The organism is Cedecea sp. P7760 (genome assembly GCF_013386425.1).
Classification (GTDB): Bacteria; Pseudomonadota; Gammaproteobacteria; order Enterobacterales; family Enterobacteriaceae; genus Cedecea; species Cedecea selenatireducens.
In genome coordinates, this window is sequence record NZ_JACARU010000077.1 from 1 (window position 1) to 26608 (window position 26608).

Sequence of the window (26608 nt, forward strand, 5' to 3'; positions counted from 1 at the left end):
AATAATTATTAAATAAGTTAAGAAATAGAAATCCTCGCCAGAAACGAAGCTTATTCTTTTTAACTTATCATTGTTTAATTTTAGATTCATATTATTTTCTATTCTTCGTCGAATGCTAGATAACAGTCATCAACTAATGTCAAAATGATTCCACGAATCGTTAGTTTATCATCAATGCTCATTCGATATGTTTTTTTTAGCTGTTGCATGTTAGCGTAGCATAAATCCGTCATTTGGTCTAAATGATTTACCAAGTCATCGGTAGTATAATTTATCCGTGAGAGATTACTTTCAATATATTCACTACACCATTCATAAAAATTACACCTTAATGATACATACTCTTGTCCAAATAACTCTTCATTTGTTCTTGCTTTAGTAGCAGTAAAACTTAAGCGTTGGATTTTCCTCTCTTTAATATCCTTGCAAACAACTTTTATTTTCTCTTCAAGATTTCGCTGATCGCTAACGTCAAGATTTTCAAATACTTTCCATGAAGGATCAATTGGTTTTAGCTCATTTTGATTTGAGGCTGCTTGCAGAAATATTACTTGCACCATTTCACGACTCACAAACCTGCCAAATTTTCGCCCATCCTGCTGATTTCGGTCAAATAAGCTTTCTAACGCACCAAGAATTATATTTTCGAGGCCATAATGTCGATGATCATAAAACTGACAATCTTTAATACATTTCATAACTACATCATCATAAGTATCATTATCTGACTCAACAATAATAAATGATATAGAAGATAAAAATAAATAAAAATCATCACTATCCCAATTTGATATTATCTTATAATTCCCACCATAAGAAGTGATTATTTTTTTATCTTTATCAGCATAAATTGCATATTGCTTTTCATACTCCTCAATAAATAACAACTTCGCAATTGTTATTTCATCTAGTGTAAGCTTATCTTTTTTAACTAATTTTTTTAATATATTTAGCTTAGTGGTTTTTGTTTGACTCAATGGTAAATTAGGAGCAGCCTTATTTAATATTGAATTTTCAAGTTGCTCATCTGATAACTGTGCATGGCAGAATATTGAAAAATCGATTGTTTTAGAATCATTGAAATGATTTATGTATTGATCTGCAAAAGCTACAATTGTATTCTTTATTGCCTCTGAATTGAAGCTTAAGCCACTTGAATATTTCTTATTCTCTTCTATTTCAAGAGTCGCAATACCATCGTTAACTGTCAGCGTTGCAGAATCCTCAATAAATTCGGTAGCACAGTAACAAGTTTTTTTTCCTAACCTACTTATCAAATCTAAAAGCCGATGAACAGCCCTAACTCGCTGGAATAACAATCCACTTCCAGAAGTTTTTGCTGCCTCTCTATTAATTGTCTGTGTAGTCATGAATTATAAGTCATTAAGAAAATAAAGGTTTTTTATCGTAACATATTCAGTAAAAGGTACAATATTTTAGTCGTAGAGATTTTCAACTGATGTCGTTGTGTAAGTATCCCTGCTAAACGAACCATCCACTCCTACTTTTCTTCCCCCAAAAATAATGCCTATCAACCCCCTCCTCACGCTCAAAAACAAAACCCTGAGAGAGATAAAATGTATTAGCCGGGCTTTCTTTTAGGGCGATCAACCAGATGGGTTTCGCCGAAGCGCTGGCCTGTGCCTTCAGGCCTTTCATCACAATGCTTCCGATTCCTTTCCCCTGAAATTGGTTTTTAATATAGAAGTGATCCAAGTAGAAATATTCAGGGTAGGTTCTGAGCACGTAGAAACCCGCGACTTCGCCACCCAGGGAAAGGATGAAGGTATCACTTTCCTCAAACGTCGAAAGAAAACGATCTCGCGCTCTGGCTGGATCAAACCTGTTCAGCGCTTCCAGGCTGGGCCGCATTGATTCAACGCGTATATCAGCCAGCATCTGCGCATCGTCGGGGGAAGCGGAGTAAACATTCAGATCTGTTAGCGACAAATTAACCAAGAATGCACCTGTTTTTATCAATAACCGACAACAGCTATAGAGAAGAAATAATAAGCGAATAAAAGATATTTTCCCCCTACCATTTTTTGGGAGGCGCATTCCATTTACCCCACCGATTTCCCAGCAAAACCGGCCCGCAAGGTATAATACCCACATGAAGTAAGCAGTTTTCAGCAGTAAGAATAGCTGTAAAGAAGAGAACCAAAAGAAGCGCGATTAAGGCAGGCGGCAACCCGCCCTAACCGCTAATCACAACCAACTACCAACGGAGTTGATCATGACTGAAGAGCATAGTAAGCCAGAGAAGCACATCCCCACAACAACAAGGACTTATACTGTGGGCTACATTCGAGATTCGAAAAAACTCCAGCCCTCACCCGCCATAACGTTAAATGGGTTCTGGCTTGCGGAAGCGGGTTTTGATACGGGCACAAGCGTGGAGGTGCGGGTTCTGCCGGGCTGCCTGATATTAACGGCCAAAGAGCCGCAGCCGCCGGTGGAAGAGCCGGAGATCATGCAGACGCTGCGCAAGGTGTGTAAGCTTTCCGCCCGCAGGCAGAAGCAGGTCAAAGCGTTTATCGAGGACGTTATCGCGCCGAAGCCGCGCGGAGTCTAGCGGATGACGCCAACCCCGGTTTCATCGCCGGGGTTTATCGTCGGGTATAAGCCAAAGCATAAAGCGGGTTGCCCGCGCGGAGAAAGCCTCAGGCTCCATAGCGGTTCCCGTCGTGAGCCAGCTGCCTGCGCCACACGCCCGGCGCGATGCCGTACTGGCGCTTAAAGCTGCGGTTGAAAGACTGCTGCGAGTCAAAACCCAGGGAGATCGCCACGTTCAGGATCGGCTCTTCGGTGTGGCTCAGGCGCTCGGCAGATTTCTTCAGCTTCTGCGCGCGAATGTACTCCCCCAGATTGTAGCCGGTATGCTGCTTGAAGATCCGCTGCAGGTGCCACTTCGAGTACCCTGCCCGTTCGGAAACGGTGTTGATGTCGAGGCGGCTGTCCAGGTGATTATCTATCCAGTTGAGTAAATCATGCATGAAGGCATCGGTGCTCATCGTGTCTCTCCCCTGCGGGTTTGTTAAAAGCATCTTTATCAGTTGCATTTAAAGTTGACCTGCTTTGACAAAAATTGCAAGTTTTATTGTTACATTAAATCCCCGTTACAAATGGGCCTTTTTGCAAGGGCACAAATAGCACATAAAGTGCAACAATTATTCTTGCACTTAGTTCTACGCCTTCCTACAATCGCCGCGATACTGTATTCGTAATTGATACACATTTTGTGCCGATGAGCGACACAAATGGCCTCAGGTCAGCCCGGACAAAGGAAGTGGCGCGGCACCCTCCGCTGCGTCTTGCCCGGCCGACTTCAACTATCGGAATAAGAATAATGAGCCTGCAAAAACATTGGGTTAGCCTTCATCTGCGCGTGTTAGGCCCGGTACTGCTTGCCGCGCTGCTCGCCGGATGCGACCGGGGAGTCGCACAAAACGCCGTGCCGCAGGCACCTGCCGTCAGCGTCGCCGACGTGGTGGTGAAACCCGTCAGCCAGTGGGACAGCTTCAACGGCCGCATCGAGGCGGTGGAAAGCGTTCAGCTCCGCCCCCGCGTCTCCGGCTATATCGACAAAGTGAACTACACCGACGGCCAGGAAGTGAAGAAAGGTGAAGTGCTGTTCACCATCGACGACAGAACCTACCGCGCCGCGCTGGAACAGGCGCAGGCGGCGTTGATGAGAGCCAAAACCCAGGCCAGCCTCGCCCGCAGTGAAGCCAGCCGCACCGACAAACTGATCGGCACCAACGTGATTTCCCGCGAAGAGTGGGAACAGCGCCGCTCTGCGGCCACCCAGGCCGATGCCGATATTCGTGCCGCGCAGGCGGCGGTTGACGCGGCGCAGCTTAACCTCGACTTCACCAAAGTCACCGCCCCGATCGACGGCCGCGCCAGCCGCGCGTTGATCACCAGCGGCAACCTGGTCACGGCGGGCGACAGCGCCAGCGTGCTCACCACCGTGGTGTCTCAGAAGACGGTTTACGCCTACTTCGACGTAGATGAATCCACCTATCTCCACTACCAGAACCTCGCCCGCAGCGGCCAGGGCGCGGCCAGCAACCATCAGGCGCTGCCGGTGGAAATTGGCCTGTCCGGGGAAGAAGGCTACCCGCATCAGGGCAAAGTGGACTTCCTCGATAACCAGCTCACCGCCAGCACCGGCACCATCCGCATGCGCGCCCTGCTGGATAACGCCCAGCGTCAGTTCACGCCGGGGCTGTTCGCCCGCGTTCGCCTGCCGGGCAGCGCGGAGTTCCAGGCCCTGCTGATCAACGACAAGGCGGTGCTGACCGACCAGGACAGAAAATACGTTTACATCGTGGATAAAGACGGCAAGGCACAGCGCCGCGATATCACGCCGGGCCGCCTCGCTTCCGGGCTGCGCATCGTGCAGCAGGGGCTGAACCCTGGCGATAAAGTCATCGTCGACGGGCTGCAAAAAGTGTTTATGCCGGGCATGCCGGTGAACGCTAAACCTGTCGCCATGGCCGCCACCAGCGCTGCCGTTAACTGATCCCCTACCAGAGAATCCGACGCATGGACTTTTCCCGCTTTTTTATCGACAGGCCGATTTTTGCCGCGGTGCTGTCGATTCTGATTTTTATTACGGGGCTTATCGCGATCCCGCTGCTGCCGATCAGTGAATACCCGGACGTCGTGCCGCCAAGCGTGCAGGTCCGGGCGGAATACCCTGGCGCCAACCCGAAAGTGATCGCTGAAACCGTGGCGACGCCGCTGGAAGAAGCGATCAACGGCGTCGAAAACATGATGTACATGAAATCGGTCGCCGGTTCCGACGGCGTGCTGGTGACGACCGTGACCTTCCGTCCTGGCACCGACCCGGATCAGGCACAGGTTCAGGTGCAGAACCGCGTTTCCCAGGCCGAAGCTCGCCTGCCGGAAGACGTTCGCCGCCTCGGCATCACCACCCAGAAACAGTCGCCGACGCTGACCCTGGTGGTGCATCTGTTCTCGCCGAACGGCAAGTACGACTCGCTGTATATGCGTAACTACGCCACGCTGAAGGTGAAAGACGAGCTGGCGCGCCTACCGGGCGTCGGGCAGATCCAGATTTTCGGCTCCGGCGAATACGCCATGCGCGTGTGGTTAGATCCGAACAAAGTGGCGGCGCGTGGCCTGACGGCCTCTGACGTGGTCACCGCGATGCAGGAGCAGAACGTGCAGGTCTCTGCCGGTCAGCTCGGCGCAGAGCCGCTGCCAAAAGCGAGTGATTTCCTGATCTCGATTAACGCCCAGGGCCGCCTGCACAGCGAAGAAGAGTTCGGCAACATCATCCTGAAAACCTCGCCGGACGGCTCGCTGGTTCGCCTGCGCGACGTGGCGCGTATCGAGCTGGGTTCCGGCAGCTACGCCCTGCGCTCCCAGCTGAACAACAAAGATGCGGTCGGGATCGGTATCTTCCAGGCTCCTGGTGCTAACGCTATCGATCTGTCTAACGCCGTGCGCGCCAAGATGGCCGAGCTGTCCACGCGCTTCCCTGAAGACATGAAGTGGGCGGCACCTTACGACCCAACGGTCTTCGTGCGCGACTCCATCCGGGCGGTGGTGCAAACCCTGCTGGAAGCGGTCGTGCTGGTTGTGATGGTCGTTATTTTGTTCCTGCAAACCTGGCGCGCATCGATTATCCCGCTGATTGCCGTCCCGGTTTCGGTGGTGGGGACGTTCAGCATTCTTTACCTGCTTGGCTTCTCGCTTAACACGCTGAGTTTGTTCGGGCTGGTGCTCGCCATCGGCATCGTGGTGGACGACGCCATCGTGGTGGTGGAGAACGTCGAGCGTAACATTGAGGAAGGGCTTGCCCCGCTGCAGGCGGCGCATCAGGCCATGCGTGAGGTGTCCGGGCCGATTATCGCCATCGCCCTGGTGCTGTGCGCGGTGTTCGTGCCGATGGCGTTCCTCTCCGGCGTGACCGGGCAGTTCTACAAGCAGTTCGCGGTGACCATCGCCATTTCGACGGTGATCTCGGCGATTAACTCCCTGACGCTCTCCCCTGCGCTGGCGGCGCTGCTGCTGAAGCCGCACGGCGCGCCGAAGGACATGCCAACCCGGCTGATCGACCGCCTGTTCGGCTGGCTGTTCCGGCCGTTCAACCGCTTCTTCCACCGCAGTTCGGAAGGTTACCAGGGGCTGGTCGGCAAAACGCTTGGCCGCCGTGGCGCGGTGTTCGCGGTGTACGTACTGCTGCTGTGTGCTGCCGGGGTGATGTTCAAAACCGTACCGGGCGGGTTTATTCCTACCCAGGATAAGCTCTACCTGATCGGCGGCGTGAAGATGCCGGAAGGCTCCTCGCTGGAACGCACCGACGCGGTGATCCGCAAAATGAGCGAAATCGGCATGAATACCGAGGGCGTGGATTACGCGGTGGCGTTCCCTGGCCTCAACGCGCTGCAGTTCACCAACACGCCGAATACCGGCACGGTGTTCTTCGGCCTGAAGCCGTTCGGCGAGCGGAAACATACCGCCGCGCAAATTAACGCCGAGATCAACGCCAAAATCTCGCAAATCCAGGAAGGCTTCGGCTTCTCTATTCTGCCGCCGCCAATTCTGGGGCTGGGCCAGGGTTCCGGCTACTCGCTGTATATCCAGGACCGGGCGGGCTTAGGCTACGGGGCGCTGCAAACCGCGGTGAACACCATGTCAGGCGCGATCATGCAGACGCCGGGGATGCACTTCCCGATCTCCACCTACCAGGCGAACGTGCCGCAACTTGATGTGCAGGTAGATCGCGACAAAGCCAAAGCCCAGGGCGTGTCGCTGACCGACCTGTTCGGCACGCTGCAAACCTATTTAGGCTCGTCATACGTGAACGACTTTAACGAGTTTGGCCGTACCTGGCGCGTGATGGCCCAGGCCGACGGGCAGTTCCGCGACAGCATCGAAGACATCGGTAACCTGCGTACCCGCAACAATCAGGGCGAAATGGTGCCGATCGGCAGTATGGTAAAAATCACCACCACCTACGGGCCGGACCCGGTGATCCGCTACAACGGCTATCCTGCGGCGGATCTCATCGGGGATGCGGACCCACGCGTGCTCTCTTCCGCTCAGGCGATGACAAAACTGGCCGCGATGTCCGGCCAGGTGCTGCCGAACGGGATGAACATCGAATGGACGGATCTGAGCTATCAGCAGGCAACCCAGGGCAACACGGCGATGATCGTCTTCCCGGTGGCGGTGCTGCTGGCGTTCCTGGTGCTCGCCGCGCTGTATGAAAGCTGGACGCTGCCGCTGGCGGTGATCCTGATTGTGCCGATGACCATGCTGTCCGCGCTGTTCGGCGTCTGGCTGACCGGCGGCGACAACAACGTGTTCGTGCAGGTCGGGCTGGTGGTGCTGATGGGCCTGGCCTGTAAGAACGCCATCCTGATCGTCGAGTTCGCCCGCGAGCTGGAGATGCAGGGCAAAGGCATTATGGAGTCTGCGCTGGAAGCATGCCGCCTGCGTCTGCGCCCTATCGTGATGACGTCTATCGCCTTTATCGCCGGGACTATTCCGCTGATTCTGGGCCACGGCGCGGGGGCGGAAGTGCGCGGCGTGACCGGGGTGACGGTGTTCTCGGGCATGTTGGGAGTGACGCTGTTTGGTCTGTTCCTGACGCCGGTGTTTTACGTCACGCTGCGTAAGCTCGTTACGCGCGGCAAATCCCAGGCCAAAACTATCGAGGCGTGAGCCAGATAATAAGGGCGGTGTAAAAGCCGCCCGATTAGCCCAACAAAAAACCGCCTTTCAAAGAGGCGGTTTCTTTATTTCTGGGAAAAGGTGATTGCGGGGCTTAGTGGCCTTTTTTGTACAGCGCCTCAAGCTCGGGCACTGGCTGGCAGCCGCTGGTATCGCTCTTTTTCACTTTCTCCAGCGCGCTTGCCACGGTATGGCGAGCCAGCACCGCCAGAGACGCCTCTTCGGCTTCTTCTGCAATCGTTTTGAAGTACCAGCAGGCGTTGGCGCTGACCACGCAGCGGGCAGGCACGTCCGGGCGGGACGCCCAAATCTTTTTGTCTTCAATCACCGACAGGTAAATATCTCGCAGGGTTATCTCTTCGGCCGGGCGGCCAAGATGAATGGAACCGTTGCGCCCCAGCGTCGAGACAATAATGCCGTCGCGCGTGAGGGGAACCATCAGTTTACGGATAAAGCTCGGGTTAGCTTCCAGACCATAGGCCAGGATGGCGCTGGTCGAGCGTTCACCCATTTGCTCCGCCATCGCTACGCTGAGAACCATCTGCAAAGCTGTCGGGAAGCGGTAATCTAACATTTCATTTTCCTGGGTCGCGGTGAATCTTGTTCTTTTTGGCACCGCTAGGTGAATAATCAATGAGCAACAATATAACAAATGTAGCGTTTTTTTTGAAGCAATCTGAGCTTTAGCTGGGAGCCAGCTCAAAATAACCGAAAGCTCAATTTTAATAAGTTACGGAACTAAACTATTCAAAAAAACAAATTCTGTCAGGTCGGTTAATTAATTCAAGTATTTGCCATACTGAATAATAAGTCATGTCACAGAAGATCAAATAGATCGCTTATTCTTGCTCAAATAATTTCTCAATCGAGCGGGTAGGATAAAAAAGCGAATTGTTGTTTTTTCCCACCAGCGGAATAAACCCTAATTTTTGATAAAAGCGCTTCGCATTGTCGTTAATGGCATCGACAAAAATCCCATGAACGCCCACCGCCTGCGAAGCTAAATAAACCACCTTCATCGCATGCGCCACTAGCGTCGAACCCCATTCCTGGCCCTGCAGATCTTTGTGAATCGCCAGCCGCCCCAGCGTCACGCTGGGGACATTGGCATAAGGGATTTTTCGCTTCTGGGTGTTTGACGGCAGCGCCTCTTTTTCAAAGCAACTGCCGGACAAAGTGTAGTAACCCAGCACTTTGGGATTGGCGTCCTTTGTCACAAGAAGATAGCCGCGTAAAAAGCGGCCATTATGCTGCCGGACAAAGTGCTCGGAGAGAAATGCATTCAGAGAAGCTTCACCGCAGTCGAAGCCGCGAAAATCATACGCAGTTTGTTCTGAAAATAATTCAATCATCAGGTCTGCCACGGCTTACTCCATGTCTTTCAGACGCCTTGCTGCACGTTTGAGCCTGTCATCCGGTTCAGGCGGGTTGCTGATAGCATCCATCACAAGGTTCCACGATGCTTCACTGAGCACCAGGCGGCGATGTTGCTCGATCACTTCCGCAGCGCGCGCAGACGCACAGGCAATCATAAACTGAGTGATCGTCTGGTTGGACATTGCCGCAGCCTCTTCGATCATGCTTTTGTCGTCGTCGCTTAATCTAAGATCGATACGCTGTTTTTTTAAAGCTGGCATCCTGTATTTACTCCCGCACTGCCGCAGGTGTCAGCAGTACGATAAAATCAATGAACAACTTAAGGCTAGCCACTTAAATATGTACGGAAATATTCCGTACAATGACGATATGCTCATTGGCGCAAATTTTCAACAACTAATCTCGACCGTCCTCAAATCCTGCCAGATCGTCGCACCTAAAAATCCCGTTATAACGGCCCCACCTTCCCCCAACGGGCCTATACTTATTGGCGACACTTTCCGCACGTTCTGTTCTGCATGCACCGATTTATGCGAGATAACGATATGGAATTAAAGGATTATTACGCCATCATGGGCGTGAAACCGACGGACGAACTCAAAACCATCAAAACCGCTTACCGCCGCCTGGCGCGCAAATATCACCCCGATGTCAGCAAAGAGCCCGACGCAGAAGCCCGCTTTAAGGAAGTGGCGGAAGCCTGGGAAGTGCTGAGCGACGAGCAGCGCCGCGCCGAATACGACCAGATGTGGCAGCACCGCAACGACCCACAGTTTAACCAGCAGTTCCACCAGGGTGGCGAGCAGAGCTACAACGCCCAGGACTTCGAAGATATCTTCTCTTCTATGTTCGGCCAGCAGGCCAGGCAGTCTCGCCAGCCGCACGCCGCACGCGGCCACGATGTAGAGATTGAAGTGGCGGTTTTCCTCGAAGAAACGCTGGCCGAGCACAGCCGCACCATCAGCTACAAGCTGCCGGTCTACAACGTCTTTGGCATCGTCGAGCGGGAAATCCCGAAAACGTTGAACGTGAAAATTCCGGCGGGCGTCGGCGACGGGCAGCGCATCCGGCTCAAAGGCCAGGGCACGCCGGGTGAAAACGGTGGGCCAAACGGTGACCTGTGGCTGGTGATGCACATCGCGCCGCACCCGCTGTTCGACATTGTCGGCCACAATCTGGAAGTTGTGGTGCCGCTGGCGCCGTGGGAAGCCGCGCTGGGCGCCAAAGTCGAGGTTCCAACGCTCAAAGACAGCATTTTGATGACCATTCCAGCGGGCAGCCAGGCCGGGCAGAAGCTGCGTATCAAGGGCAAAGGGCTGGTCAGTAAACAGCATACCGGCGACCTGTTCGCGGTAATTAAAATCGTGATGCCGCCTAAGCCAGACGAAAACGCTGCGGCGCTCTGGCAGCAGCTCGCAGACGCCCAGTCGGCGTTCAATCCGCGCAAAGATTGGGGGAAAAATAATGGCTAACGTCACCGTCACTTTTACCATCACCGAGTTCTGCCTGCACACCGGCATTCAGGCAGAGGAACTCAATGAAATCGTCGGGCTTGGCGTCGTCGAACCTTACGATTTTGAGGTCAAACCGTGGCAGTTTGACGACCACGCGATCAACGTCGCGCAGCGGGCACTGCGGCTAAGACGAGAATTGGCGCTGGACTGGCCGGGCATCGCCGTGGCGCTCACGCTGCTCGAGGAGAACGAACGCCTGAGCCAGGAGAATCGCCTGCTCAGACAGCGGATAGGGCGTTTCATCCGCCATCCATAGGCACATAACCTGGTGGATTATTCAGCAAAATATATCCACCAGCCGTGAATGTCCTGATTCATTTAGGATTATTACCTAAGGCAACTTCCGCTTCGCTGTGCCAGGCTTATTCACGGTCATAAGGACTGATAACGTTTGTTGAGGATATTATGAAAAAAACGATCATCGCTTTATCTGCAATTCTGCTGGCTGCTCCTGTTTTTGCCGCGACCACCACACACGCAACAGATGACACCGTCGCCGCGGCGCACGAAGGCGCTAACACCGCCAAAGAGAAACTGCACCAGGCAGAGAACAAAGGCGAAGAGCTGAAGCTCAAGTCTAAACATACCGTCGAAGGGAAGAGCGACAGCACGGGCAGCAAGATAAGCGAAGGCTCCCAGAAGGCATGGCATAAAACCAAAGAAGGCACCGAGAAAGGTTGGGACGCAACCAAAGAAGGCGCTGAAAAAGGGTGGAATAAAACCAAAGAAGGCGCTTCTGACCTGAAGAAAAAAGTCAGCGAATAATTCGCCTTCTCTGAAGAAAAAGCCGCGAAAGCGGCTTTTTTTATGCCCGCTAGTTATGCAGCGTTACGCTTTCGTCCACGCTCTGACGCCACATGCGTACGCCAGCGGAAGGTGCATCCGGGTCGGCATAACCAAAAGAGATGCCGAACAGCAGGCGATAGTCATCCGGCACGCCCAGAATTTTACGCGTCGCGTCAGCATGGAAGCCCAGCAGCGTTTGCGGAATACCGGCAAAACCGCGTGCCGCAAGAGACAGCAGGAAGCTCTGGCCGTACATACCGATATCTGACGCCACGCGCACGTTGTCGCCAAACGACGGCATAAACAGGAAGGCCACGTGTGGCGCCCCGAAGAAGTTGAAGTTACGCAGGTAGGCTTCGCGGCGTTTCTCTTTATCATCGCGGGCAATGCCTAACGCATCATAATAAACCTTCGCCTGGCGCTGGCTGCGCTCGTAGTAGTCGCCGTGGAAGTCGTCATAGCTGAAGCTGAAGTCCGGCGTTACGTTGCCCGCAATGTCGTTCTCAATCATCATCTTTTGCAGCGCGTCTTTGGTTGCGCCGGAGACAATATGCACGTTCCACGGCTGCGTATTGCAGTTGGACGGGGAATATTGCGCATCCTGCAAAACGGCCTGAATTTGCTCGTCGGTCAGCGGCGTAGACAGAAACGCTCGCGATGAAAAACGCTGGCGCACGGCCTCGTCAAAAGCCAGAACCTGATTGCTCATACCATCCTCTCTGTTTATAACCCGGCAATGTGCCGGAAAGATTTGCTGCCGAGGATGTTAGCGCTGCCGGGCATAGCGAAAAACCGTATAATCCCTTAAAGACTTTTGCGGAAACTGCACAAATGAAAGATCTGAGCCAGATAAACGCCCGCTCGATACGCCTCTTCCTGGCGGTCATCAGCGAAGGCAGTTTTTCCGAAGTGGCCCGGCAGGAAAATCTGTCCCCCTCTTCCGTTTCGCGCACCGTGATTCAGCTCGAGCAGTCTCTGGAGACCCAGTTGCTTTACCGCAATACACGAGCGGTGGCCGCCACCGATGCGGGGAATATCTACGCCGCCGCGTTCCGGGAAATGCTCAGCCAGCTTGAGCAGGCGCAAACCCAGATTGGCGAGCGTCGCCAGCAGCCCGGCGGCGTGTTTCGCTTTAACGCCCCGGTCTCCTTCGGGCTGCGCCACATTGCCCCGTGGATTGCCGAACTCAGCGAGCGCTACCCGGCGTTGCGGCTGGAGCTAAACCTGACCGATAACTACATCGACCCGCTGGCGGACGGCACGGACCTGCTGCTGCGCATTGCCCCGGTGCAGGACAGCTCGCTTCACGGGCGCTTCATTACCCGGCAGCGTGCTTATCTGGTCGCCAGCCCGGCCTATCTCGAACGCTACGGCTTGCCGCAAACGCCGGAAGACCTGCACGGCCACAGGCTGCTGGCCTACCGCGGCCTGATGGGGCTGCAGCGCTGGTACTTTACGCAGGGCGAAGAGAAGCTACAGCTCCTGCCGGAGCCTAAAATCGTTTCCGGCAATGCGGAGATGCTGGTGAAGGCCGCGGAAGACGGCGCGGGTATCGTGCTGTTCCCGGACTGGCAGATAAGCGACTCGCTGCGGACTCAACGGCTGATTCCGTTGATGACGGATTACACCGCGTCTTACAGCGCCACCGATCATTCACTCTATATGCTGTACCCAGGCGGCCGCTTTCCGTCGCTCAACACCCGCACCGTCATCGACTTCTTTATGGGGAAGTTTGGTTCACCGCCCTACTGGCAGGACGTTTAACTTGTTTTGAGTTCTTCGAAAAGCTCAGGGTGTTTATCCAGGGCTTTAAATAAGAGGATTAATGGACGTGGCGGAGCAATACGCCCGGTTTCATAGCGGCTGAAGGCATTTGCGCCCCCGCCAAAAAACTCTGCAGCCTGCGCCTGGTTCAGTTTTAAACGCTTCCGTACCGCCGCGATAAAAGCAGGGTCGACCTCCTGAGCGTTCACTTCACGGTTAAATGCCAGCATACCGGTGAAATACTCTTCACCTTCCCCGTCGGCGAAAACAATTTCGCCGCAATCATGACAATGCAGTCCGGTCACGCCTGGAAACGTCTTTGAATGGCCTTTGTATTCATAATGAATATCACGGGCTTCATGAACGGCATGATTGCCACCGCACACTGGGCATTTCATATCAGGACTCCTTAGTATTTGCTCTGACCATAGAGTGAATAACACTCAGACGGGGGTGGGGCGTTCTCTTCTCCATGAAAATTAACCTATTTGCAAAATATGCAAATAGGTTAATTTCGTTTGGCATGTGTGTAAATTGACCAGATTCAAATCCTCGAGACATCTTCAGAAATGACCGATGCCCGGCAGCGTGGGCGATATTCTGGCGACGCAGGGCGGAGAAGCCCTGATGGGGCAGGCGCTTTCGGAGAGCCTTAGCGTGGCCACGGCTGAAGGCCACACGCTGCCAGGGTTTATTTCTCCAGTAAACCCAGGCGAATAAAGCTTTCGGCGGTGGCGACAATAGCCTCCTCCGGGGAGCGCGGCGCCCAGCCGAGCAGGTTTACCGCTTTCGCGTTGGTCACATTCATGTCCACACCGAGCAGAGTCAGCGACCCTTTCATACCCGGATTTTTGTGCGCCGCCAGGCGCACCATCCAGTCCGGCAGCGCGAGGGTGGAGACTTTGCTGGCGGCTTCACCGAGGTGTTTACGCAGGATTTTTGCCACCTCAACCATCAGCAGACTGTGGCCGGAACTGGCAAGGAAGCGCTCCCCGTTGGCGGCAGGATGCGTCATCGCCAGCCAGTGCAAATCGGCCACGTCGCGCACGTCCACAAAGCAAGAGTTGATGTTCGGGTTGCCCTTTTGCCCGTCCAGCATGTTTTTTACCAGCCGAGTGGAGTGGGAAAAATCAGGCCCCAATACCGGCCCCATCACCGCCACCGGGTTCACCGCCGAAAGCTCAAGCCCGCGCCCCTCTTTTTCGATAAACGCCCATGCCGCTTTTTCAGCCATCGTTTTCGACTTCTGATATGGCCAGACTTTACCGGAGACATCGCTCCAGTCCGTTTCATCGAACGGACGACGGTGGCCTGCGGGATGCCCAACGCCAACGGCACCAAAGGCAGAGGTAAGCACCACGCGCTTAACGCCCGCAAAGCTTGCGGTACGGAGCACTCGCAGGTTGCCGTCCACCGCGGGTTTGATCCAGTCATCGTCGGTGGCGTGGTTGCCAGAAGGCGTCGGGGAAGCGCCGTGCATCACATAGCTACACCCGGCCATAGCATCTGCCCAGCCTTCATCCGCCATTAAATCAGCGACTAAAAAGGAGAGACGATCCCCCGGCTCGCAGCCGCCCTCTTTCAGGTTTTTGAGCACTTCTGCTTTGCGGTCAGCGGAACGCACGGTGGTGCGAACTTCATAGCCTTTCGCCAGCAGCGCGATAATGCAGTGTTGCGCGATAAACCCGGTGCCACCGGTAACCAATACGATGTCTTGCGTCATGCTTTCGTCCTCTGCGGCCTGGCAACCAGGCACAATGCGTTCATTTGCTGCACAGAATAAAGCCCGACCTCTGGATTTTGAATGCTTGAAAGTCCGTTATACTTGCGTGATAGTACGGCAATGCGCACCGATCCATTTTCTGAAATCCTCAAATTTGCCGACGCCGAGTCGCTGGTCACCGGTGGTTTTACCGCGGGTGGCGACTGGGCGCTGCACTTCCCGCCGCCGGACAAAATCAAGTTCTTCGCCATCGTCAAAGGCAGCTGCTGGGTAATACTCGAAGGCCATCCGGCCCCCATTCACTTCAGCACCGGCGATGTCGGCCTGCTGAACGCAAAGCGCGCATTTATTGTTGCCAGTTCACCGGAGATTCAGCCGGTAGATGCCATGAGCGTTTTTAAGGCCGGGGAGCGAAACTATGCGGCCCTGGGGGAAGGAAAGGAGTTTGAGTATATGGGCGGCCACGTGCTGCTGGACCCCAACCGCGGGCAAATGCTTGCGCAGGTGCTGCCGCAGTGGATTCACATTCCGGCGGCGTCGCCACAGGCGGCTTCGTTTCGCTGGCTGCTCGATCGATTGATAGCCGAACGAGAAACGGCCCTGCCCGGCACGCAGCTGGCCTCCGCGCAGCTCTCGCAGCTGCTGTTTATTCAGATCCTCCGTGCCCATTTGCAAACCAGCAGTTCACTTCCGGCAGGTTTGCTGCGAGCGCTGGGAGACGCCCGTCTTGCCCCGGCGCTTCAGCTTATTCATGCTAACCCGGCTCGGAACTGGCGTCTGGAAGAGCTCGCCAAATCCTGCGCCATGTCGCGCACCACATTTGCGCAGTATTTCCGTAACGTATCGGGCATTACGCCGGGGGCTTACCTTACCCAGTGGCGTATGAGGCTGGCTGAAAAAGCGCTGCGCGAGCAGACGGATCACATCGCCATGGTAGCCCAGTCGCTCGGGTACACTTCAGAAAGCGCCTTTAGCAACGCCTTTAAGCGCAAAACCGGGCTGTCGCCCAAAGCATGGCGTAGCGCCGCCCGCAGCACGATCGGTTAGAAACAAAAAACGCCGCACAATGGCGGCGTTTGAGTGGCCGCAAACCTCGCGACCGCGTTGTGTGGTTTATTAGAACCCGTATTTCACGCCAATCATTGCTGACGTGTCATGGTAGCCTTTATCGCCAATTTGCTGCGCGACGCCGCCCCACATATTGAGGTCATGGGAAATCTGCCCCTGCACGCCAAGCTTGAGCTGGCCGATGTTGCGGGCCCCCTCTTCATTGAGCTGCGTACCCCCCATTTTCACACCAAAGTTTTTGCTGTTATGCAGCCAGTCAGCCTCGACATAAGGCTTGAACTCACGCCCTTTGCCGTCGTCCTCTTTCCGGTGACCGCGCAGGTACAGCCGCACGCCCAGACGAGACTGCAGGTTGCCCTGCCCGCTGTCCTGAATGCGAGTGCCGTTAACCTCGGTGTGATCAGGGCTGTGTACGCCCATCCAGGTCAGCTGCGCCTGAGGTTCAAGATAAACTGCCTGGCGCTCGCTTTCGCTAAGCAGCATGTTATAGCCACTTTCCAGCGACGCGGTGAAGCCCCGGCTCTTGTAGTCTTCGTTCGGCAAATCGTCACTGCTTACGCGGTTGTTAAACCAGTTGTACATCACCCAGCCATCGACATAGACGCCTTCGCGGGACACGGCGTTCTGATACCAGGTACCGTATGCGCCGACGCTGTAGCCGTCCATCTCTGACTCAGAGCGATAGCCGGTCAGATTCGAACGTGAGTTGCCGCTAACGTTACCGTAACCGGCCATCAGGCCTGCGCCCCAGCGGTCGGTCTGATTGCTGGTGCCGTGTAAGAACTCGTTCCCCATCTGTGCAACATAGCGGTTAGCGCTGGAGCTTATCTGGCCTTCCCCGGTATGGAAGCGGTTTTGCCCGCCCTCCTGACGCAGCCAGAAAGTGCTGCGGGTCAGACCGCGCTCGTCCAGTGGAGCACGGTATTCGGTGGCCCCTTCACGATCGTCCAGCGTCAGGTTAAATAACGTATTCGCCGCCGCCAGATTCACCAGGTAGCTGCCGACCTCAGGGCGATAAACCCGTACAGGATCTGGCTGCGTTGGCATAATCGGGGTAACCGGGATAACCGGCGGCTCCGGAGGCAGGTTGCTCATAGAGATCAGGTACCAGTTCTGCCCCTTCTGCACCAGGCTGTAGTCCCATGCCCCGGCAACGATACGCCCGGACTGGGTAAACGCGCCCGCCGCGGAGTTCCCGTCAACGGTCACCACTTCAATGCCCTGCTCGGTTTGCGCCCCCTGGCCGCCAACGTTATTGACAGTCAGAACGGTTGAACCAGAAGTGCCACCATGGATAACCAGTTTGTCGGTCAACGAACTGTCGTCCCCCAGCACGGTGTTAACGTTCAGCCGGCTGTCGGCCCCGCCGATATAATCACCGCTAACATTAAGACGGTTGCCGGCAATGTTAGCGTTCCGGGAAAGATTAACGGTGCCGCTGTTATTCAGAGCGCCGTTCACGGTAAAGCTGGCTGCAGCATCGTTGTTCTGCAGCGGGCTGCCAACGGTTAAGCTGCTGCCGGTTTCCAGCGTGGCTGCGCCTATGCTGCCGGTCCCGGAAAGCTCGGTCAGGCTCTTAGCCGTCACGTCGCTGACCAGAGTTCCCGTGACATCCAGGCTCCCTTCCGCCAGCGTAGTGGTGCCTGTGTAGGTGCTGTCGCCGGTCATTGTCAGCGCACCGCTGCCCAGTTTGGTCAGGCTACCGCTGCCGGTTACGCCCTGGCTGATGGTCGTGTTAAATGCCTGGGTATCCAGCGTGCCGCCCGCGCTTTCCAGCGTGATGGCACGTTCTAAATCAAAGCTATTGCTCAACTGCAGCGTACCGCCGTCAAAAGTCAGCAGGCTGGCGGCAGAGCCCAGCGCGCCGTTTTCAGCGACCTGTAAGATACCTTCATACAAAGTCCATGGCGTTGTGGCAGCCGTGGTGTTGTTCAGCACCCAGGTGCTGGCACCCGTTTTATGGAAATGCTCGAAACCTTCATATTGAGCAGTATCGCCAATGCTGGCCGCATCAAACTGGCTGTCCGCCGCTCCGCCCAGGATAAGCGTGTCGTCCCCGGCCGTGGCCTGCACGTTACCCAGCACGTTATAGCCGTCGCGCAGCTCCAGCGAGTTGGTCCCGCCGGTAAACAAAACGGCCTGAGAGCGATTTTGCCCGTCGAAATCCATCCCGCCGCTAAGGGTACCGCTGTTGACGATGGTCATATCGCTACCGCTGATGCCCACCCCGCCAACGCCCACGGCCCCTACGCCGTTATTGCCGCCCGCCGTACCCGGTTCGCCACCATTGCCCCCGGATATCGTGCCGGTATTGACGACGCTACCACCGCCGGAGGTAATGTTGATCCCCGCGCCGCCTGCACCGCCGGCATCACCGCCACCGCCGCCGCCGCGATTGCCCGTCCCGCCCAGAATTGCACCGTTATTGACGACCATGCCACCGGCACCAATCAGGACGCCGCTTCCGCCTTCGCCCCCGCTACCGCCGTGGCTGGCATTGCCACCGCCGCCGCCGCCGGTTCCCCCTAACCCACCGGTGATACTGGCGCCGGTATCGTTGGTCAGCGTACCCTGGCCGTCAATGGACAGGCCGTTACCGCCTTTTGCCCCGGTCCCGCCGTCTGACGTTGGGCTGCTGCCGTTGGCGCCCGCGCCGCCGTTGCCGCCGACAAACGAGCCCTGGTTAGTGACGCTCCCGGCGCCAATAATGGAGACAGCATCACCCCCAGCGCCACCGACACCACCGCCGCCGGCAGAATCATCGCCGCCTTTACCGCCGGTCACTACGCCGGTGGATTCGTTAACAACATCGCCCCCGCCGTTGATTTCAATCCCAATACCGCCCGCACCAGAATCCCCCCCCTGCGAGGTACTTAAATTGCCGCTACCGCCACCGCGATTGCCGAGGCCGCCGGTTACTTCACCGAAGTTACTGACGCTGCCGCCGCCCTCAAGCGAGATCCCGCTGCCGCCTTTACCGCCATCGCCGCCGTCGCCACCGGTGAGATTATCCCCGCTGCTGTTGGAGTTACCGCCGCCGCCTGTCCCGGCGTTGCCGCCCACAATGTGACCGCCTGCGCTGTTAATGACCTTGCCGCTGCCTTTGACGGTGATGCCGCTGCCGCCGTTGCCGCCCGCAGAACCATAACCTACGATGCCGGTTCCCTGGCCGGACTCAACGGCCCCGCCGTTACCGCCGTCGCCGCCGTGGATATTACCGTTGTTAGTGATGGCGCTGGTGCCGCTCAGCAATACGCCGTTTCCGCCCTCTGCAGCTTCACCGCCTTTGCCGCCAAAACCGGTAACATCAGCGTTGTCTTTGGTGTCCGCGTTTGCCGCCAGGCCGCCCGTCGCACCATGCCCGCCGGTGATGGTTCCGTCGTTGGTGATATTGCCGCCCTGTGTCGACATGATGCCGTCGCCTCCGGCCCCACCGGCACCGCCGCTCCCGCCGTGTAATTCTTCGCCCGGTGTGGTTTGGCTGTTAGCCGTTGCGCTCCCGGTATTACCGCCGGTGCCCCCGTCGCCCCCGCTAATGGAGCCACTGTTGCTATAGCTGCCCGACCCGGTAATCAGTACACCCGCCCCGCCTTCACCGCCGTCACCACCGCTGCCGCCGTTACCTGCATCGGCAACATCGGTGGCGTTGCTGCCGCCGTTGCCCCCGCGCCCACCATTACCGCCTTTGATGTCTCCGCCGTTGCTGCTCTGGTTATTGCCGCCGACAACTTCACCCGCTGAACCACCGCCGCCGCCGCCGCCGGCAGAACCGCTGCCGTTGGTGGCCGTGCCGTTAGGCTGCTGGCCTACGCCCCCGGTTGCGGTACCCGGTGGCAACGAATTATCCACGCCATCCACGCTCCCGGCGCCGCCATTTTCCCCCTGGCTACTGCCCTGCCCACGCTCACCGGCCCCCCCGGCACCACCGTTACCGCCGATGCCCGTTGTGGTGTCCATTGTGCCGCCACCGCCACCCTGAGCGCTGTCAGAAACGGTTGAAGGTGCGCCTGTCTGGCCGTCAGCGGCGAGCACATACTGTGGGGCGGTGCTTAACAACGCGGCGCCGATTGCGGTGGCAATCAAATGTCGCTTACCGGGGGTCTGTAATAAATGGGGCATTTCCGTCCTCTTTAACTCTGCGGAGTTATGTTGATTCGAAATATCAGAAACAGGCGCGCAACAATTTATTTAAAATTGCCTTCGGGTTTTAAAAGACGAGCGAAAACAACCATCAAATGAAAGCTGGGTTCATTTAAAAGTCACTCTCGTGTTAAAACAATGTAATTACAAAACACCCAAGCGGCGATAAAATTAACCTTTCACGGCTATTTCTTTCAGAGAAAAAATTCATTTCGGTGGCTAATTTTAACACCATGAAAATAGACTTAAGTGAAATTAAATTGTATTACAATTTGACCTGGCGCATGGAATGAATAATAAGGGGAATTTAGATGAGGATATAAACTGATATCTTCAGACCAAAAACACAACACAACTGATTGTTTTTGTTGGTGTTAAATAAAAACAAAACTTACAGAGATGAAATATTAAAAAACATGGATTTACAGACTAATCCTATTAGGGAATTAACCTTAATTTTATTTTTGAAAGTAAAAAATTAATTTTGTCATTGAAAAAACCACATGAAAAACCCTACTTCAGGTGCAACAAATAAGTCTTCAACAAGCTTAAACAGCATCAATAATCGCTTTCAGATATCACGTAAATGCGTCGCAACACCCCATTTAACCAATTGGATACATTCATCTTCGATATTCATGATGCTATAACTGCAGTTTTGATGACCATATTGTCTGAGATCGTCGGTAATTAAAGCACCTTTCAATTCCCAAATGGCAATCTCCAAAGCATGGCCGTGGCTCACAATAATAACGGTATCCTTCTGGTGATGTATATTTAGCGTTTTCAGGCAAGAAAACAGGCGATGACTCACGTTATTCAGGCTTTCACCCTGAGAACTAACCCGCAGAGGATCGCCCGATAGCAGGGCATCAAATAACTCAGGATGCTGTTTTTGCGCCTCCATCGCATTTATCCCCTGAAGCCGCCCAAAATCACGTTCTTGTAAACGTTCATCCACGCTTATCCGGCTGCCTAATTTGCTAGCCAGCACATTCGCTGTGCCCTGTGCACGCAGGGCTGGTGACGTGTAAATATGCGCGACGGTTAAATCGGCCAACGCGGCAGCCAGCGCAAAGCTTTGCCGGAGCCCCCGCGCCGTGAGTTGGCTGTCCAGCCTTCCCTGAATAATGCCTTGTTGATTCCCCTCACTTTCGCCATGCCGTACCAGAATTACCCGCATGCTCTTTCCTTTGTTGAAAATTTAATTTAGCATTTACTAAATTTAGAAAAATCTAAAATAAGGTACGATGAAACCAGACCTTTCTCAGCTTCAGTCCAGCGCGGATGAAGCAGCAAAACTACTGAAAGCCATGAGCAACCCGCGGCGTTTGCTGATTCTGTGCCTGCTGCTCGACTCCCCCGGCACCAGCGCCGGAGAACTGGCCGCCGCCGCAGGGTTAAGCCCGTCGGCAACGTCTCAACACCTGGCGAAAATGAAGGATGAAGGACTCATTGAGCACCAGCGTAACGCCCAGCGAGTGCTCTATTTCATCAAAGATAGCTCAGTGCGCGAGGTGATCGCGACGCTGAAAGCCATTTATTGCCCTTAAGGAACATCATGACCATACCAGCCATCACGGCAGAAGAAGCGAAAAAGCTCATTGCCAGCGGAGCAGCGCTGATAGACATCCGCGAGCCGGATGAACATGCCCGCGAAAACATTCCTGAAGCGCATCTGTTGCCGCTCTCGGCGATTGAAAACGGCGCCCGACTGGGGCCACTGGACCCGCACGATGTGGTGATTTTCCACTGCCAGTCCGGGATGCGCTCCTCTCAGCATGCTCAAAAACTGGCTAAGCTTGCCGAACCGGCTCAGGTCATGTTGCTGGAAGGCGGGCTTGAGGCGTGGAAAAAAGGCGGGCAGGAAGTTCTGGCGGATAAAAGCCAGCCCATGCCCATCATGCGGCAGGTGCAGATCGTCGCAGGTTCGTTGATCCTGCTCGGTGTCGTACTGGGATACGCCATCAATCAAGGTTTTTTCCTGATTTCAGGCTTTGTGGGCGCAGGTTTACTGTTTGCCGGGATCAGCGGATTTTGCGGCATGGCGCGTTTACTCGCCTGGCTGCCGTGGAACCGCAGCTAGCGTATCCTGCTTTATCCACCTCGATTTCTGATCTATGGTTATCTGGCGGCATAACCGCATTAAATTCCCTTAGCATTCAGAGGTTTTTCTATGTTTAAACCAGGTGATGTGGTTCAGCCAAACCAGGGCGGCCCTAAGCTGCAGGTCGTCGAGGTTCAGGGAGAGGATTTGATTTGCGTCCCGGCCTCAACCTTAGGCGCGGATAAACTGACGCTGAAAGCGGATTCTGTCTCGCTGTACAAGGAAGAAGGCGATTTCGGCGTTTGCTGAGCCATAAAAAAACGGCGTGAGGTTAATCACGCCGTTCTTATCAATAAAAGTGCCCCTATCCTTGTCGTCGCCATTCATAAACAACCGGGCACGGCGGCAATCCAGGCCAGCAATCAGTAGCCCTTCTCATAACCCGCAAAGAAACATCGAACCGCAACGTCCGCGTTGACCTCTTTCAGGAAGTCAGCCACCGACTCTTTATCCAGCTGATAGCGACGAGTCAGCACCCCGGCTTCCCAGGCTGCGCGCTGACGATCGCCGGTTTGCTCGGCCATATGGTGAGCAAAACCCAGCACGAAGCCGCGCTTGTAATCAGAACAAAAACGCTCAACGTTGACCGCGCTGTCGGCCTGCCGGGCTTTCATTCCGGCCATCAGGCCCTTACCAAAATGGTTATCCATCAGCGACTCCTCATCACTCGCTATATAAATAATTATATAACGATTTTAAACGTGATGGGTATCCCTAAAACCCAGGGTTTTTGGGGGATTCTGTGCTTTTGGGCACGATTAATTCATCTCGTTGATAATAAATAGAAAAATAAAAAAGAGACCACAAAATCAGGAAATGCCAGCGGCAAAGTGTGTTTCATCGCACTTTATCGACAAAAACCCTATAAATAAAAATTTTTAGCTAATTGATGAAATCAATCCAGTAACATACCCTACGCAGGATAAATTACATGATTCATAACACTGCCAATTAGCCATAAAAGCAGCTCAACACACTGCTTTTAAATCGGAGTCAACATTATGTTTTCCCGTGAGTCACGCTTACGCCATGCAGCCGCAGATATTTTTGCGATGGTAGTGTATTGCTCGGTCGTGAACATGATGATTGAGATCTTCCTCTCAGGCATGACTTTCGAACAGTCACTCTCTTCTCGCCTGGTCGCCGTGCCGGTTAATATTCTTATCGCCTGGCCATACGGCTTCTACCGCGATGCCTTTATGCGTGCGGCTCGTCGTATCACCCCGGCAAGCTGGGCGAAAAACCTGGCTGACGTGCTGGCCTACGTAACCTTCCAGTCCCCGGTCTATGTGGTGATTTTATGGAGCGTAGGCGCGGACTGGCACCAGATTGTGGCTGCCGTGACGTCGAACCTGCTGGTGTCGATGATGATGGGTGCCGCTTACGGCTACTTCCTGGATTTTTGCCGCCGCCTGTTTCGCGTCAGCGGCCAGATAGGCGTGAAGGCGGGAGCCTGAGTCCCGGTTTGCAAGGGCGACTGGCCTGAAAGCCAGTCGTTCACTTATTCAGTCTCGCCAAATAACCCTGCCAGATACCTTTCCAGCGCAATACGGGAGCTGAAACCGTGCGGAATGCCATAGTGTTCGTGCGTTTCACCGGCCAGATAGAGCGGGAACTGCTGATAATGATCGCAGGTCTTCATTTCTGAAGCCGGATCGGCCAGCGACTGGCTACGCTCTCTCAGGGTAGGATGAATAATCAGGGCGGTGCGCCCCATGCGTGCTTCGCGGTTCACATACACGTAATTCTCGCCACGACGATAGCCGTAGGTTTTTGCTGTTACCACATCCATGGTAAAACCCGATTTCTCAAGAACTCGGGCCACCTCGTCCGGTCGTAAATACATAGATTTTCCTCGTCATCATTTACTGCATCGCAACCATACATTAAGCAGCATCGGCAACGCTTTCGGAATTGTCCAGAAAGCCCGGCAATAGCCGTGAGCCGCCCCATAACTAAAATCCATGGTCTACACTTAGCCTTACATATTAGAAAGGGAGACAACAATGGCTAGCCGAGCAAACAGAAATAACGTTGACGATCAGGTAGACGAAATCAATAACGATGTCAGCCAGCTTGCGGATACGCTGGAAGATGTACTGAAGTCCTTCGGTAGCGATGCGAAAGATGAAGTTGATGCCGCACGTAAAAAAGCCGAAGCCCTTCTGAAAGAGACCCGTGCGCGTATTAACGGCAACCAGGGTCGCGTTAAGCAGGCCGCACGTGATGCCGTAGGCTGCGCCGATTCCTATGTCCGTGACAAACCCTGGCAGAGCGTGGGTATTGGCGCGGCGGTGGGTATTTTCCTTGGGGCTTTGCTGGTGTCACGCCGCTAACCCCTGAGTGTTTAACAGTCGATAAATGAGACTAAATGCGTGTTACAACCCCGGTGCTTTTCGCCGGGGTTTTTACGTTATGGCCAGCCGCAGCCGTAACGCATAGCGCTGTGCAAGTTCATACGAGCTGATGTTGGTAAAGCTCAGCAGTAAACCGCCCCGCCCGGCATGTTCTATTCGCCAGCGGCTAAGCGCCTGAACCGCAAGCCCCGCGGCTCTCGCTTTGCCTTCCACGGCCAGGTCATCACCTTCAACTTCCATCACCATCTGAATGCCGCCTTCCTGCGGCACAACCGCAAACCCTTGCGCACGCAGCGCCTCCTCGAGCCATAGCCGACGCTCGGCGTAGCACTGACGCATTTTTTTTAGGTGCCGCCAGAAATGCCCCTCCCGCAAGAAATCAGCAATGGCCTGCTGGATAAGGACTGGTGCAGTACAAGGCTGCCTGCGAGCCTGCCGCTGAAAATCTTCCACCGCATGGGGAGGTACCACCAGCCATGCCACACGGAGCGCGGGAAACATCGACTTGCTGAAAGTCCCCGCGTAAATAACGCGCTGCGGGCTGTCCAGGCTTTTGAGCGGCGGCAGCGGTTTACCGTGGTAGCGAAATTCGCTGTCGTAGTCATCCTCAATAATCCAGCTCTGCTCGCGGCTGGCCCATTCCAATAAAGCGTGTCGGCGTGGCAGAGAGAGCGCAACGCCCGATGGGCTTTGGTGTGCGGGCGTCAAAAGCGCAAAACGGGCATCGGAAAAGTGGCGTAAACCGTAATCCACCTGCATCCCTTCACCATCGACAGGGATAGCACGGACCTGCATTCCAGCCTTCGCAAAGTCGGGGCGGACGAAGCGGTAGCCCGGATCTTCCAGCCAGATGCCATCCCCCGGTCGCGCAAGCGTAGAGAGCACCAGGGCTAATCCAGCCTGGAAGCCTGAGGTGACAAAAATTTGCTCCGGCTGGCAGTCGATGCTGCGTGAAAAGCGCAGGTAATCTGCAATCGCCTGCTTAAGTGAGGCTTCACCGCCGGGTTCAGGAAGCATCAGGTCAAAGCGAGTTTGCTGGCGCAGGCGCCGCCCCATAAGCCTTGCCCAAATGGCACGGGGGAAAAGATCCAGCGCCGGAAGCCCCATCTGGAAAGGTCTGGGTGCGCCCTGCGGCCTGGCGGCTGAGACGTTTTCGCCTCCGCCATCGCTTTTCACCGACGGGCTAACGAAGGTGCCGGCTTGCCCGCGTCGCTCCAGCCAGCCCTGGGCAACCAGGTCGCCATACGCATTTTCAACCGTGGCTCTGGCAACGCCCAGCTCCAGCGCCAAAGTCCGGCTGGAAGGCAGGCGGCTTCCCGCGGTCAGCTCGCCGCTGTTTATCGCCTGCTTTAGCTGGCGCGCAATCTGCTGATAGCGCGGCTGAGTGTGGTGAGATGCAACAACCGGCGGGACTGGCTTCTGTTTCATGGTCTGGTTTTTTAGTTAACTTATGGCTCTCTTTGATAGTCCATTATAGTGGTAAATTTGCCTCACACCAACCTGAGGAGCCACACCATGATCGAATTACGTCAGCCTTACTATGAACTTTCCCCCAACGTGATCAAACCGATGCGGCAGGCGCTGCAGGGCCTGGAAAACGGCCCGCTAAGCAACGAGCTGATCGAGCTGGTTTTCCTGCGCGTTTCGCAGATTAATGGCTGCGCCTACTGCCTGGAGATGCATTCTAAAGCGCTGCGTAAATCCGGCGTTGAGCAGGTGAAGCTGGATTCACTGGCGGGCTGGAAGGTAAGCCATCAGTTTACGGAGAAAGAGCGTGCGGCTCTGGCCTGGGCAGAAGCCATTACCCTGATTGCCGACAGCAACGCCGAAGACGATGTTTATCAGCCGCTGCTGCAATTTTTCAGCGCCGAGGAGATTGTCGATTTGACGCTGGCGGCCAGCATGATGAATGCGTTTAACCGCGTTGCGGTTGGGATGCGGCAATAAGCGGGTATAGTCTCTTCGTCACAAATACTCGCGATTATGTATGGTCGGTGAATATTCCGTTCACTTCCAGTCCTGTTTCATCTGTCACCACTGCACCGGTGAACGTCTCGGG

Annotated in this window: 29 protein-coding genes; 15 read left to right on the forward strand and 14 right to left on the reverse strand. The window is 54.9% G+C overall.

Translation table 11 applies throughout. The features are described 5' to 3' along the window. Positions 1-98: 98 nt before the first annotated feature. Together HX778_RS22415 and HX778_RS22420 are read right to left on the reverse strand one after the other, a co-directional pair. Entirely contained in the window at positions 99-1370 is a 1272-nt protein-coding gene (locus HX778_RS22415) for a hypothetical protein (protein WP_176983107.1), read from the reverse strand. 112 nt (positions 1371-1482) lie between these two features. Then, positions 1483-1959: a GNAT family N-acetyltransferase gene (locus HX778_RS22420; protein WP_255483491.1), complete on the reverse strand. Its 477-nt coding sequence runs from the start codon at positions 1957-1959 to the stop codon at positions 1483-1485. Between the two features lie 277 nt (positions 1960-2236). Between HX778_RS22420 and symE the strand changes: the two genes are divergently transcribed. Further along, entirely contained in the window at positions 2237-2575 is a 339-nt protein-coding gene (gene symE, locus HX778_RS22425; protein ID WP_176983108.1) for an endoribonuclease SymE, read from the forward strand. Between the two features lie 88 nt (positions 2576-2663). On the opposite strand, the gene HX778_RS22430 is transcribed toward symE, so the two are convergent. Continuing rightward, positions 2664-3014: a helix-turn-helix domain-containing protein gene (locus HX778_RS22430; RefSeq protein ID WP_038479642.1), complete on the reverse strand. Its 351-nt coding sequence runs from the start codon at positions 3012-3014 to the stop codon at positions 2664-2666. Between the two features lie 335 nt (positions 3015-3349). Between HX778_RS22430 and HX778_RS22435 the strand changes: the two genes are divergently transcribed. Then, positions 3350-4528, forward strand: coding sequence for an efflux RND transporter periplasmic adaptor subunit (locus HX778_RS22435; protein WP_176983109.1), 1179 nt, complete (start codon positions 3350-3352; stop codon positions 4526-4528). A gap of 23 nt (positions 4529-4551) precedes the next feature. Beyond that, on the forward strand, positions 4552-7704 hold the full coding sequence (oqxB, locus tag HX778_RS22440) for a multidrug efflux RND transporter permease subunit OqxB (RefSeq protein WP_038479636.1): 3153 nt from the start codon (positions 4552-4554) through the stop codon (positions 7702-7704). Between the two features lie 103 nt (positions 7705-7807). Here oqxB and HX778_RS22445 read toward each other — a convergent pair whose 3' ends face one another. From HX778_RS22445 to HX778_RS22455, 3 genes are all read right to left on the reverse strand, one after another. After that, positions 7808-8287, reverse strand: a complete 480-nt coding sequence (locus HX778_RS22445; protein WP_008458195.1) for an Rrf2 family transcriptional regulator — start codon at positions 8285-8287, stop codon at positions 7808-7810. A gap of 265 nt (positions 8288-8552) precedes the next feature. Beyond that, entirely contained in the window at positions 8553-9077 is a 525-nt protein-coding gene (locus HX778_RS22450; protein ID WP_038479633.1) for a GNAT family N-acetyltransferase, read from the reverse strand. A gap of 3 nt (positions 9078-9080) precedes the next feature. After that, positions 9081-9350 carry a DUF1778 domain-containing protein gene (locus tag HX778_RS22455; protein ID WP_176983110.1) on the reverse strand — a complete coding sequence of 90 codons (270 nt, stop codon included), beginning with the start codon at positions 9348-9350 and terminating at the stop codon, positions 9081-9083. 285 nt (positions 9351-9635) lie between these two features. Between HX778_RS22455 and cbpA the strand changes: the two genes are divergently transcribed. From cbpA to HX778_RS22470, 3 genes are all read left to right on the forward strand, one after another. After that, positions 9636-10562, forward strand: a complete 927-nt coding sequence (gene cbpA / locus HX778_RS22460) for a curved DNA-binding protein (RefSeq protein ID WP_176983111.1) — start codon at positions 9636-9638, stop codon at positions 10560-10562. After that, positions 10555-10860, forward strand: coding sequence for a chaperone modulator CbpM (gene cbpM, locus HX778_RS22465; protein WP_176983112.1), 306 nt, complete (start codon positions 10555-10557; stop codon positions 10858-10860). The genes cbpA and cbpM overlap by 8 nt, the downstream gene beginning before the upstream one ends. A 149-nt stretch (positions 10861-11009) precedes the next feature. Further along, the gene (locus HX778_RS22470) at positions 11010-11369 is read left to right on the forward strand and encodes a hypothetical protein (RefSeq protein WP_176983113.1); all 360 of its coding nucleotides are present in this window, start codon (positions 11010-11012) and stop codon (positions 11367-11369) included. A gap of 49 nt (positions 11370-11418) precedes the next feature. On the opposite strand, the gene HX778_RS22475 is transcribed toward HX778_RS22470, so the two are convergent. Next, positions 11419-12099, reverse strand: a complete 681-nt coding sequence (locus HX778_RS22475; protein WP_176983114.1) for a nitroreductase — start codon at positions 12097-12099, stop codon at positions 11419-11421. 122 nt (positions 12100-12221) lie between these two features. Here HX778_RS22475 and HX778_RS22480 point away from each other — a divergent pair, with 122 nt between their 5' ends. After that, on the forward strand, positions 12222-13154 hold the full coding sequence (locus HX778_RS22480; protein ID WP_176983115.1) for a LysR family transcriptional regulator: 933 nt from the start codon (positions 12222-12224) through the stop codon (positions 13152-13154). Here the strand turns inward: HX778_RS22480 and HX778_RS22485 are convergent. Next, positions 13151-13540 carry a type II TA system antitoxin MqsA family protein gene (locus HX778_RS22485; protein ID WP_370527412.1) on the reverse strand — a complete coding sequence of 130 codons (390 nt, stop codon included), beginning with the start codon at positions 13538-13540 and terminating at the stop codon, positions 13151-13153. The genes HX778_RS22480 and HX778_RS22485 overlap by 4 nt on opposite strands. A 190-nt stretch (positions 13541-13730) precedes the next feature. Between HX778_RS22485 and HX778_RS22490 the strand changes: the two genes are divergently transcribed. Further along, positions 13731-13874, forward strand: coding sequence for a hypothetical protein (locus HX778_RS22490; protein WP_176983117.1), 144 nt, complete (start codon positions 13731-13733; stop codon positions 13872-13874). Here HX778_RS22490 and HX778_RS22495 read toward each other — a convergent pair. Next, positions 13846-14877, reverse strand: a complete 1032-nt coding sequence (locus tag HX778_RS22495) for an aldehyde reductase (RefSeq protein ID WP_176983118.1) — start codon at positions 14875-14877, stop codon at positions 13846-13848. The two genes, HX778_RS22490 and HX778_RS22495, sit on opposite strands and share 29 nt — an antisense overlap. An 81-nt stretch (positions 14878-14958) precedes the next feature. Between HX778_RS22495 and HX778_RS22500 the strand changes: the two genes are divergently transcribed. Next, positions 14959-15924 (forward strand): AraC family transcriptional regulator, encoded by a 966-nt coding sequence (locus tag HX778_RS22500; RefSeq protein ID WP_176983119.1) that lies wholly within the window; start codon positions 14959-14961, stop codon positions 15922-15924. A 69-nt stretch (positions 15925-15993) separates the two neighbouring features. Here the strand turns inward: HX778_RS22500 and HX778_RS22505 are convergent, their stop codons facing one another. Beyond that, positions 15994-20064, reverse strand: a complete 4071-nt coding sequence (locus HX778_RS22505; RefSeq protein WP_176983120.1) for an autotransporter outer membrane beta-barrel domain-containing protein — start codon at positions 20062-20064, stop codon at positions 15994-15996. Between the two features lie 592 nt (positions 20065-20656). Beyond that, positions 20657-21268 (reverse strand): histidine phosphatase family protein, encoded by a 612-nt coding sequence (locus HX778_RS22510; protein ID WP_038479609.1) that lies wholly within the window; start codon positions 21266-21268, stop codon positions 20657-20659. A gap of 67 nt (positions 21269-21335) precedes the next feature. Between HX778_RS22510 and HX778_RS22515 the strand changes: the two genes are divergently transcribed. From HX778_RS22515 to HX778_RS22525, 3 genes are all read left to right on the forward strand, one after another. Further along, entirely contained in the window at positions 21336-21638 is a 303-nt protein-coding gene (locus HX778_RS22515; RefSeq protein WP_038479606.1) for a helix-turn-helix transcriptional regulator, read from the forward strand. Between the two features lie 8 nt (positions 21639-21646). Beyond that, complete coding sequence (locus tag HX778_RS22520) at positions 21647-22171, forward strand: rhodanese family protein (RefSeq protein ID WP_038479603.1); 525 nt, start codon at positions 21647-21649, stop codon at positions 22169-22171. Between the two features lie 90 nt (positions 22172-22261). Beyond that, on the forward strand, positions 22262-22441 hold the full coding sequence (locus HX778_RS22525; protein WP_176983121.1) for a hypothetical protein: 180 nt from the start codon (positions 22262-22264) through the stop codon (positions 22439-22441). 113 nt (positions 22442-22554) lie between these two features. Here HX778_RS22525 and HX778_RS22530 read toward each other — a convergent pair whose 3' ends face one another. Then, the gene (locus HX778_RS22530) at positions 22555-22842 is read right to left on the reverse strand and encodes a DUF2623 family protein (RefSeq protein WP_038479596.1); all 288 of its coding nucleotides are present in this window, start codon (positions 22840-22842) and stop codon (positions 22555-22557) included. 351 nt (positions 22843-23193) lie between these two features. On the opposite strand from HX778_RS22530, the gene HX778_RS22535 reads away from it, so the two are divergent. Then, positions 23194-23649, forward strand: coding sequence for an L-alanine exporter AlaE (locus tag HX778_RS22535; protein WP_038479593.1), 456 nt, complete (start codon positions 23194-23196; stop codon positions 23647-23649). A 44-nt stretch (positions 23650-23693) separates the two neighbouring features. Here HX778_RS22535 and HX778_RS22540 read toward each other — a convergent pair whose 3' ends face one another. After that, on the reverse strand, positions 23694-24038 hold the full coding sequence (locus HX778_RS22540) for a DUF2002 family protein (RefSeq protein WP_038479590.1): 345 nt from the start codon (positions 24036-24038) through the stop codon (positions 23694-23696). Between the two features lie 160 nt (positions 24039-24198). On the opposite strand from HX778_RS22540, the gene HX778_RS22545 reads away from it, so the two are divergent. Then, the gene (locus tag HX778_RS22545; protein ID WP_038479586.1) at positions 24199-24528 is read left to right on the forward strand and encodes a DUF883 family protein; all 330 of its coding nucleotides are present in this window, start codon (positions 24199-24201) and stop codon (positions 24526-24528) included. A 72-nt stretch (positions 24529-24600) separates the two neighbouring features. On the opposite strand, the gene HX778_RS22550 is transcribed toward HX778_RS22545, so the two are convergent. Then, positions 24601-25977, reverse strand: a complete 1377-nt coding sequence (locus HX778_RS22550; protein WP_176983122.1) for a PLP-dependent aminotransferase family protein — start codon at positions 25975-25977, stop codon at positions 24601-24603. 87 nt (positions 25978-26064) lie between these two features. Between HX778_RS22550 and HX778_RS22555 the strand changes: the two genes are divergently transcribed. Further along, on the forward strand, positions 26065-26496 hold the full coding sequence (locus HX778_RS22555) for a carboxymuconolactone decarboxylase family protein (protein WP_038479583.1): 432 nt from the start codon (positions 26065-26067) through the stop codon (positions 26494-26496). Positions 26497-26608 lie beyond the last annotated feature (112 nt).

Coding starts and splice junctions, on each gene's coding strand:
- HX778_RS22475 (WP_176983114.1), bottom strand. CDS start 12,099: ATGAGCAATCAGGTTCTGGCTTTTGACGAGGCCGTGCGCCAGCGTTTT.
- HX778_RS22515 (WP_038479606.1), top strand. CDS start 21,336: ATGAAACCAGACCTTTCTCAGCTTCAGTCCAGCGCGGATGAAGCAGCA.
- HX778_RS22470 (WP_176983113.1), top strand. CDS start 11,010: ATGAAAAAAACGATCATCGCTTTATCTGCAATTCTGCTGGCTGCTCCT.
- HX778_RS22500 (WP_176983119.1), top strand. CDS start 14,959: ATGCTTGAAAGTCCGTTATACTTGCGTGATAGTACGGCAATGCGCACC.
- HX778_RS22535 (WP_038479593.1), top strand. CDS start 23,194: ATGTTTTCCCGTGAGTCACGCTTACGCCATGCAGCCGCAGATATTTTT.
- HX778_RS22550 (WP_176983122.1), bottom strand. CDS start 25,977: ATGAAACAGAAGCCAGTCCCGCCGGTTGTTGCATCTCACCACACTCAG.
- HX778_RS22480 (WP_176983115.1), top strand. CDS start 12,222: ATGAAAGATCTGAGCCAGATAAACGCCCGCTCGATACGCCTCTTCCTG.
- HX778_RS22490 (WP_176983117.1), top strand. CDS start 13,731: ATGCCCGGCAGCGTGGGCGATATTCTGGCGACGCAGGGCGGAGAAGCC.
- HX778_RS22430 (WP_038479642.1), bottom strand. CDS start 3,014: ATGAGCACCGATGCCTTCATGCATGATTTACTCAACTGGATAGATAAT.
- HX778_RS22520 (WP_038479603.1), top strand. CDS start 21,647: ATGACCATACCAGCCATCACGGCAGAAGAAGCGAAAAAGCTCATTGCC.
- cbpM (WP_176983112.1), top strand. CDS start 10,555: ATGGCTAACGTCACCGTCACTTTTACCATCACCGAGTTCTGCCTGCAC.
- HX778_RS22530 (WP_038479596.1), bottom strand. CDS start 22,842: ATGGATAACCATTTTGGTAAGGGCCTGATGGCCGGAATGAAAGCCCGG.
- HX778_RS22435 (WP_176983109.1), top strand. CDS start 3,350: ATGAGCCTGCAAAAACATTGGGTTAGCCTTCATCTGCGCGTGTTAGGC.
- HX778_RS22545 (WP_038479586.1), top strand. CDS start 24,199: ATGGCTAGCCGAGCAAACAGAAATAACGTTGACGATCAGGTAGACGAA.
- HX778_RS22525 (WP_176983121.1), top strand. CDS start 22,262: ATGTTTAAACCAGGTGATGTGGTTCAGCCAAACCAGGGCGGCCCTAAG.
- HX778_RS22495 (WP_176983118.1), bottom strand. CDS start 14,877: ATGACGCAAGACATCGTATTGGTTACCGGTGGCACCGGGTTTATCGCG.
- HX778_RS22540 (WP_038479590.1), bottom strand. CDS start 24,038: ATGTATTTACGACCGGACGAGGTGGCCCGAGTTCTTGAGAAATCGGGT.
- HX778_RS22445 (WP_008458195.1), bottom strand. CDS start 8,287: ATGTTAGATTACCGCTTCCCGACAGCTTTGCAGATGGTTCTCAGCGTA.
- oqxB (WP_038479636.1), top strand. CDS start 4,552: ATGGACTTTTCCCGCTTTTTTATCGACAGGCCGATTTTTGCCGCGGTG.
- HX778_RS22415 (WP_176983107.1), bottom strand. CDS start 1,370: ATGACTACACAGACAATTAATAGAGAGGCAGCAAAAACTTCTGGAAGT.
- cbpA (WP_176983111.1), top strand. CDS start 9,636: ATGGAATTAAAGGATTATTACGCCATCATGGGCGTGAAACCGACGGAC.
- HX778_RS22510 (WP_038479609.1), bottom strand. CDS start 21,268: ATGCGGGTAATTCTGGTACGGCATGGCGAAAGTGAGGGGAATCAACAA.
- symE (WP_176983108.1), top strand. CDS start 2,237: ATGACTGAAGAGCATAGTAAGCCAGAGAAGCACATCCCCACAACAACA.
- HX778_RS22455 (WP_176983110.1), bottom strand. CDS start 9,350: ATGCCAGCTTTAAAAAAACAGCGTATCGATCTTAGATTAAGCGACGAC.
- HX778_RS22505 (WP_176983120.1), bottom strand. CDS start 20,064: ATGCCCCATTTATTACAGACCCCCGGTAAGCGACATTTGATTGCCACC.
- HX778_RS22555 (WP_038479583.1), top strand. CDS start 26,065: ATGATCGAATTACGTCAGCCTTACTATGAACTTTCCCCCAACGTGATC.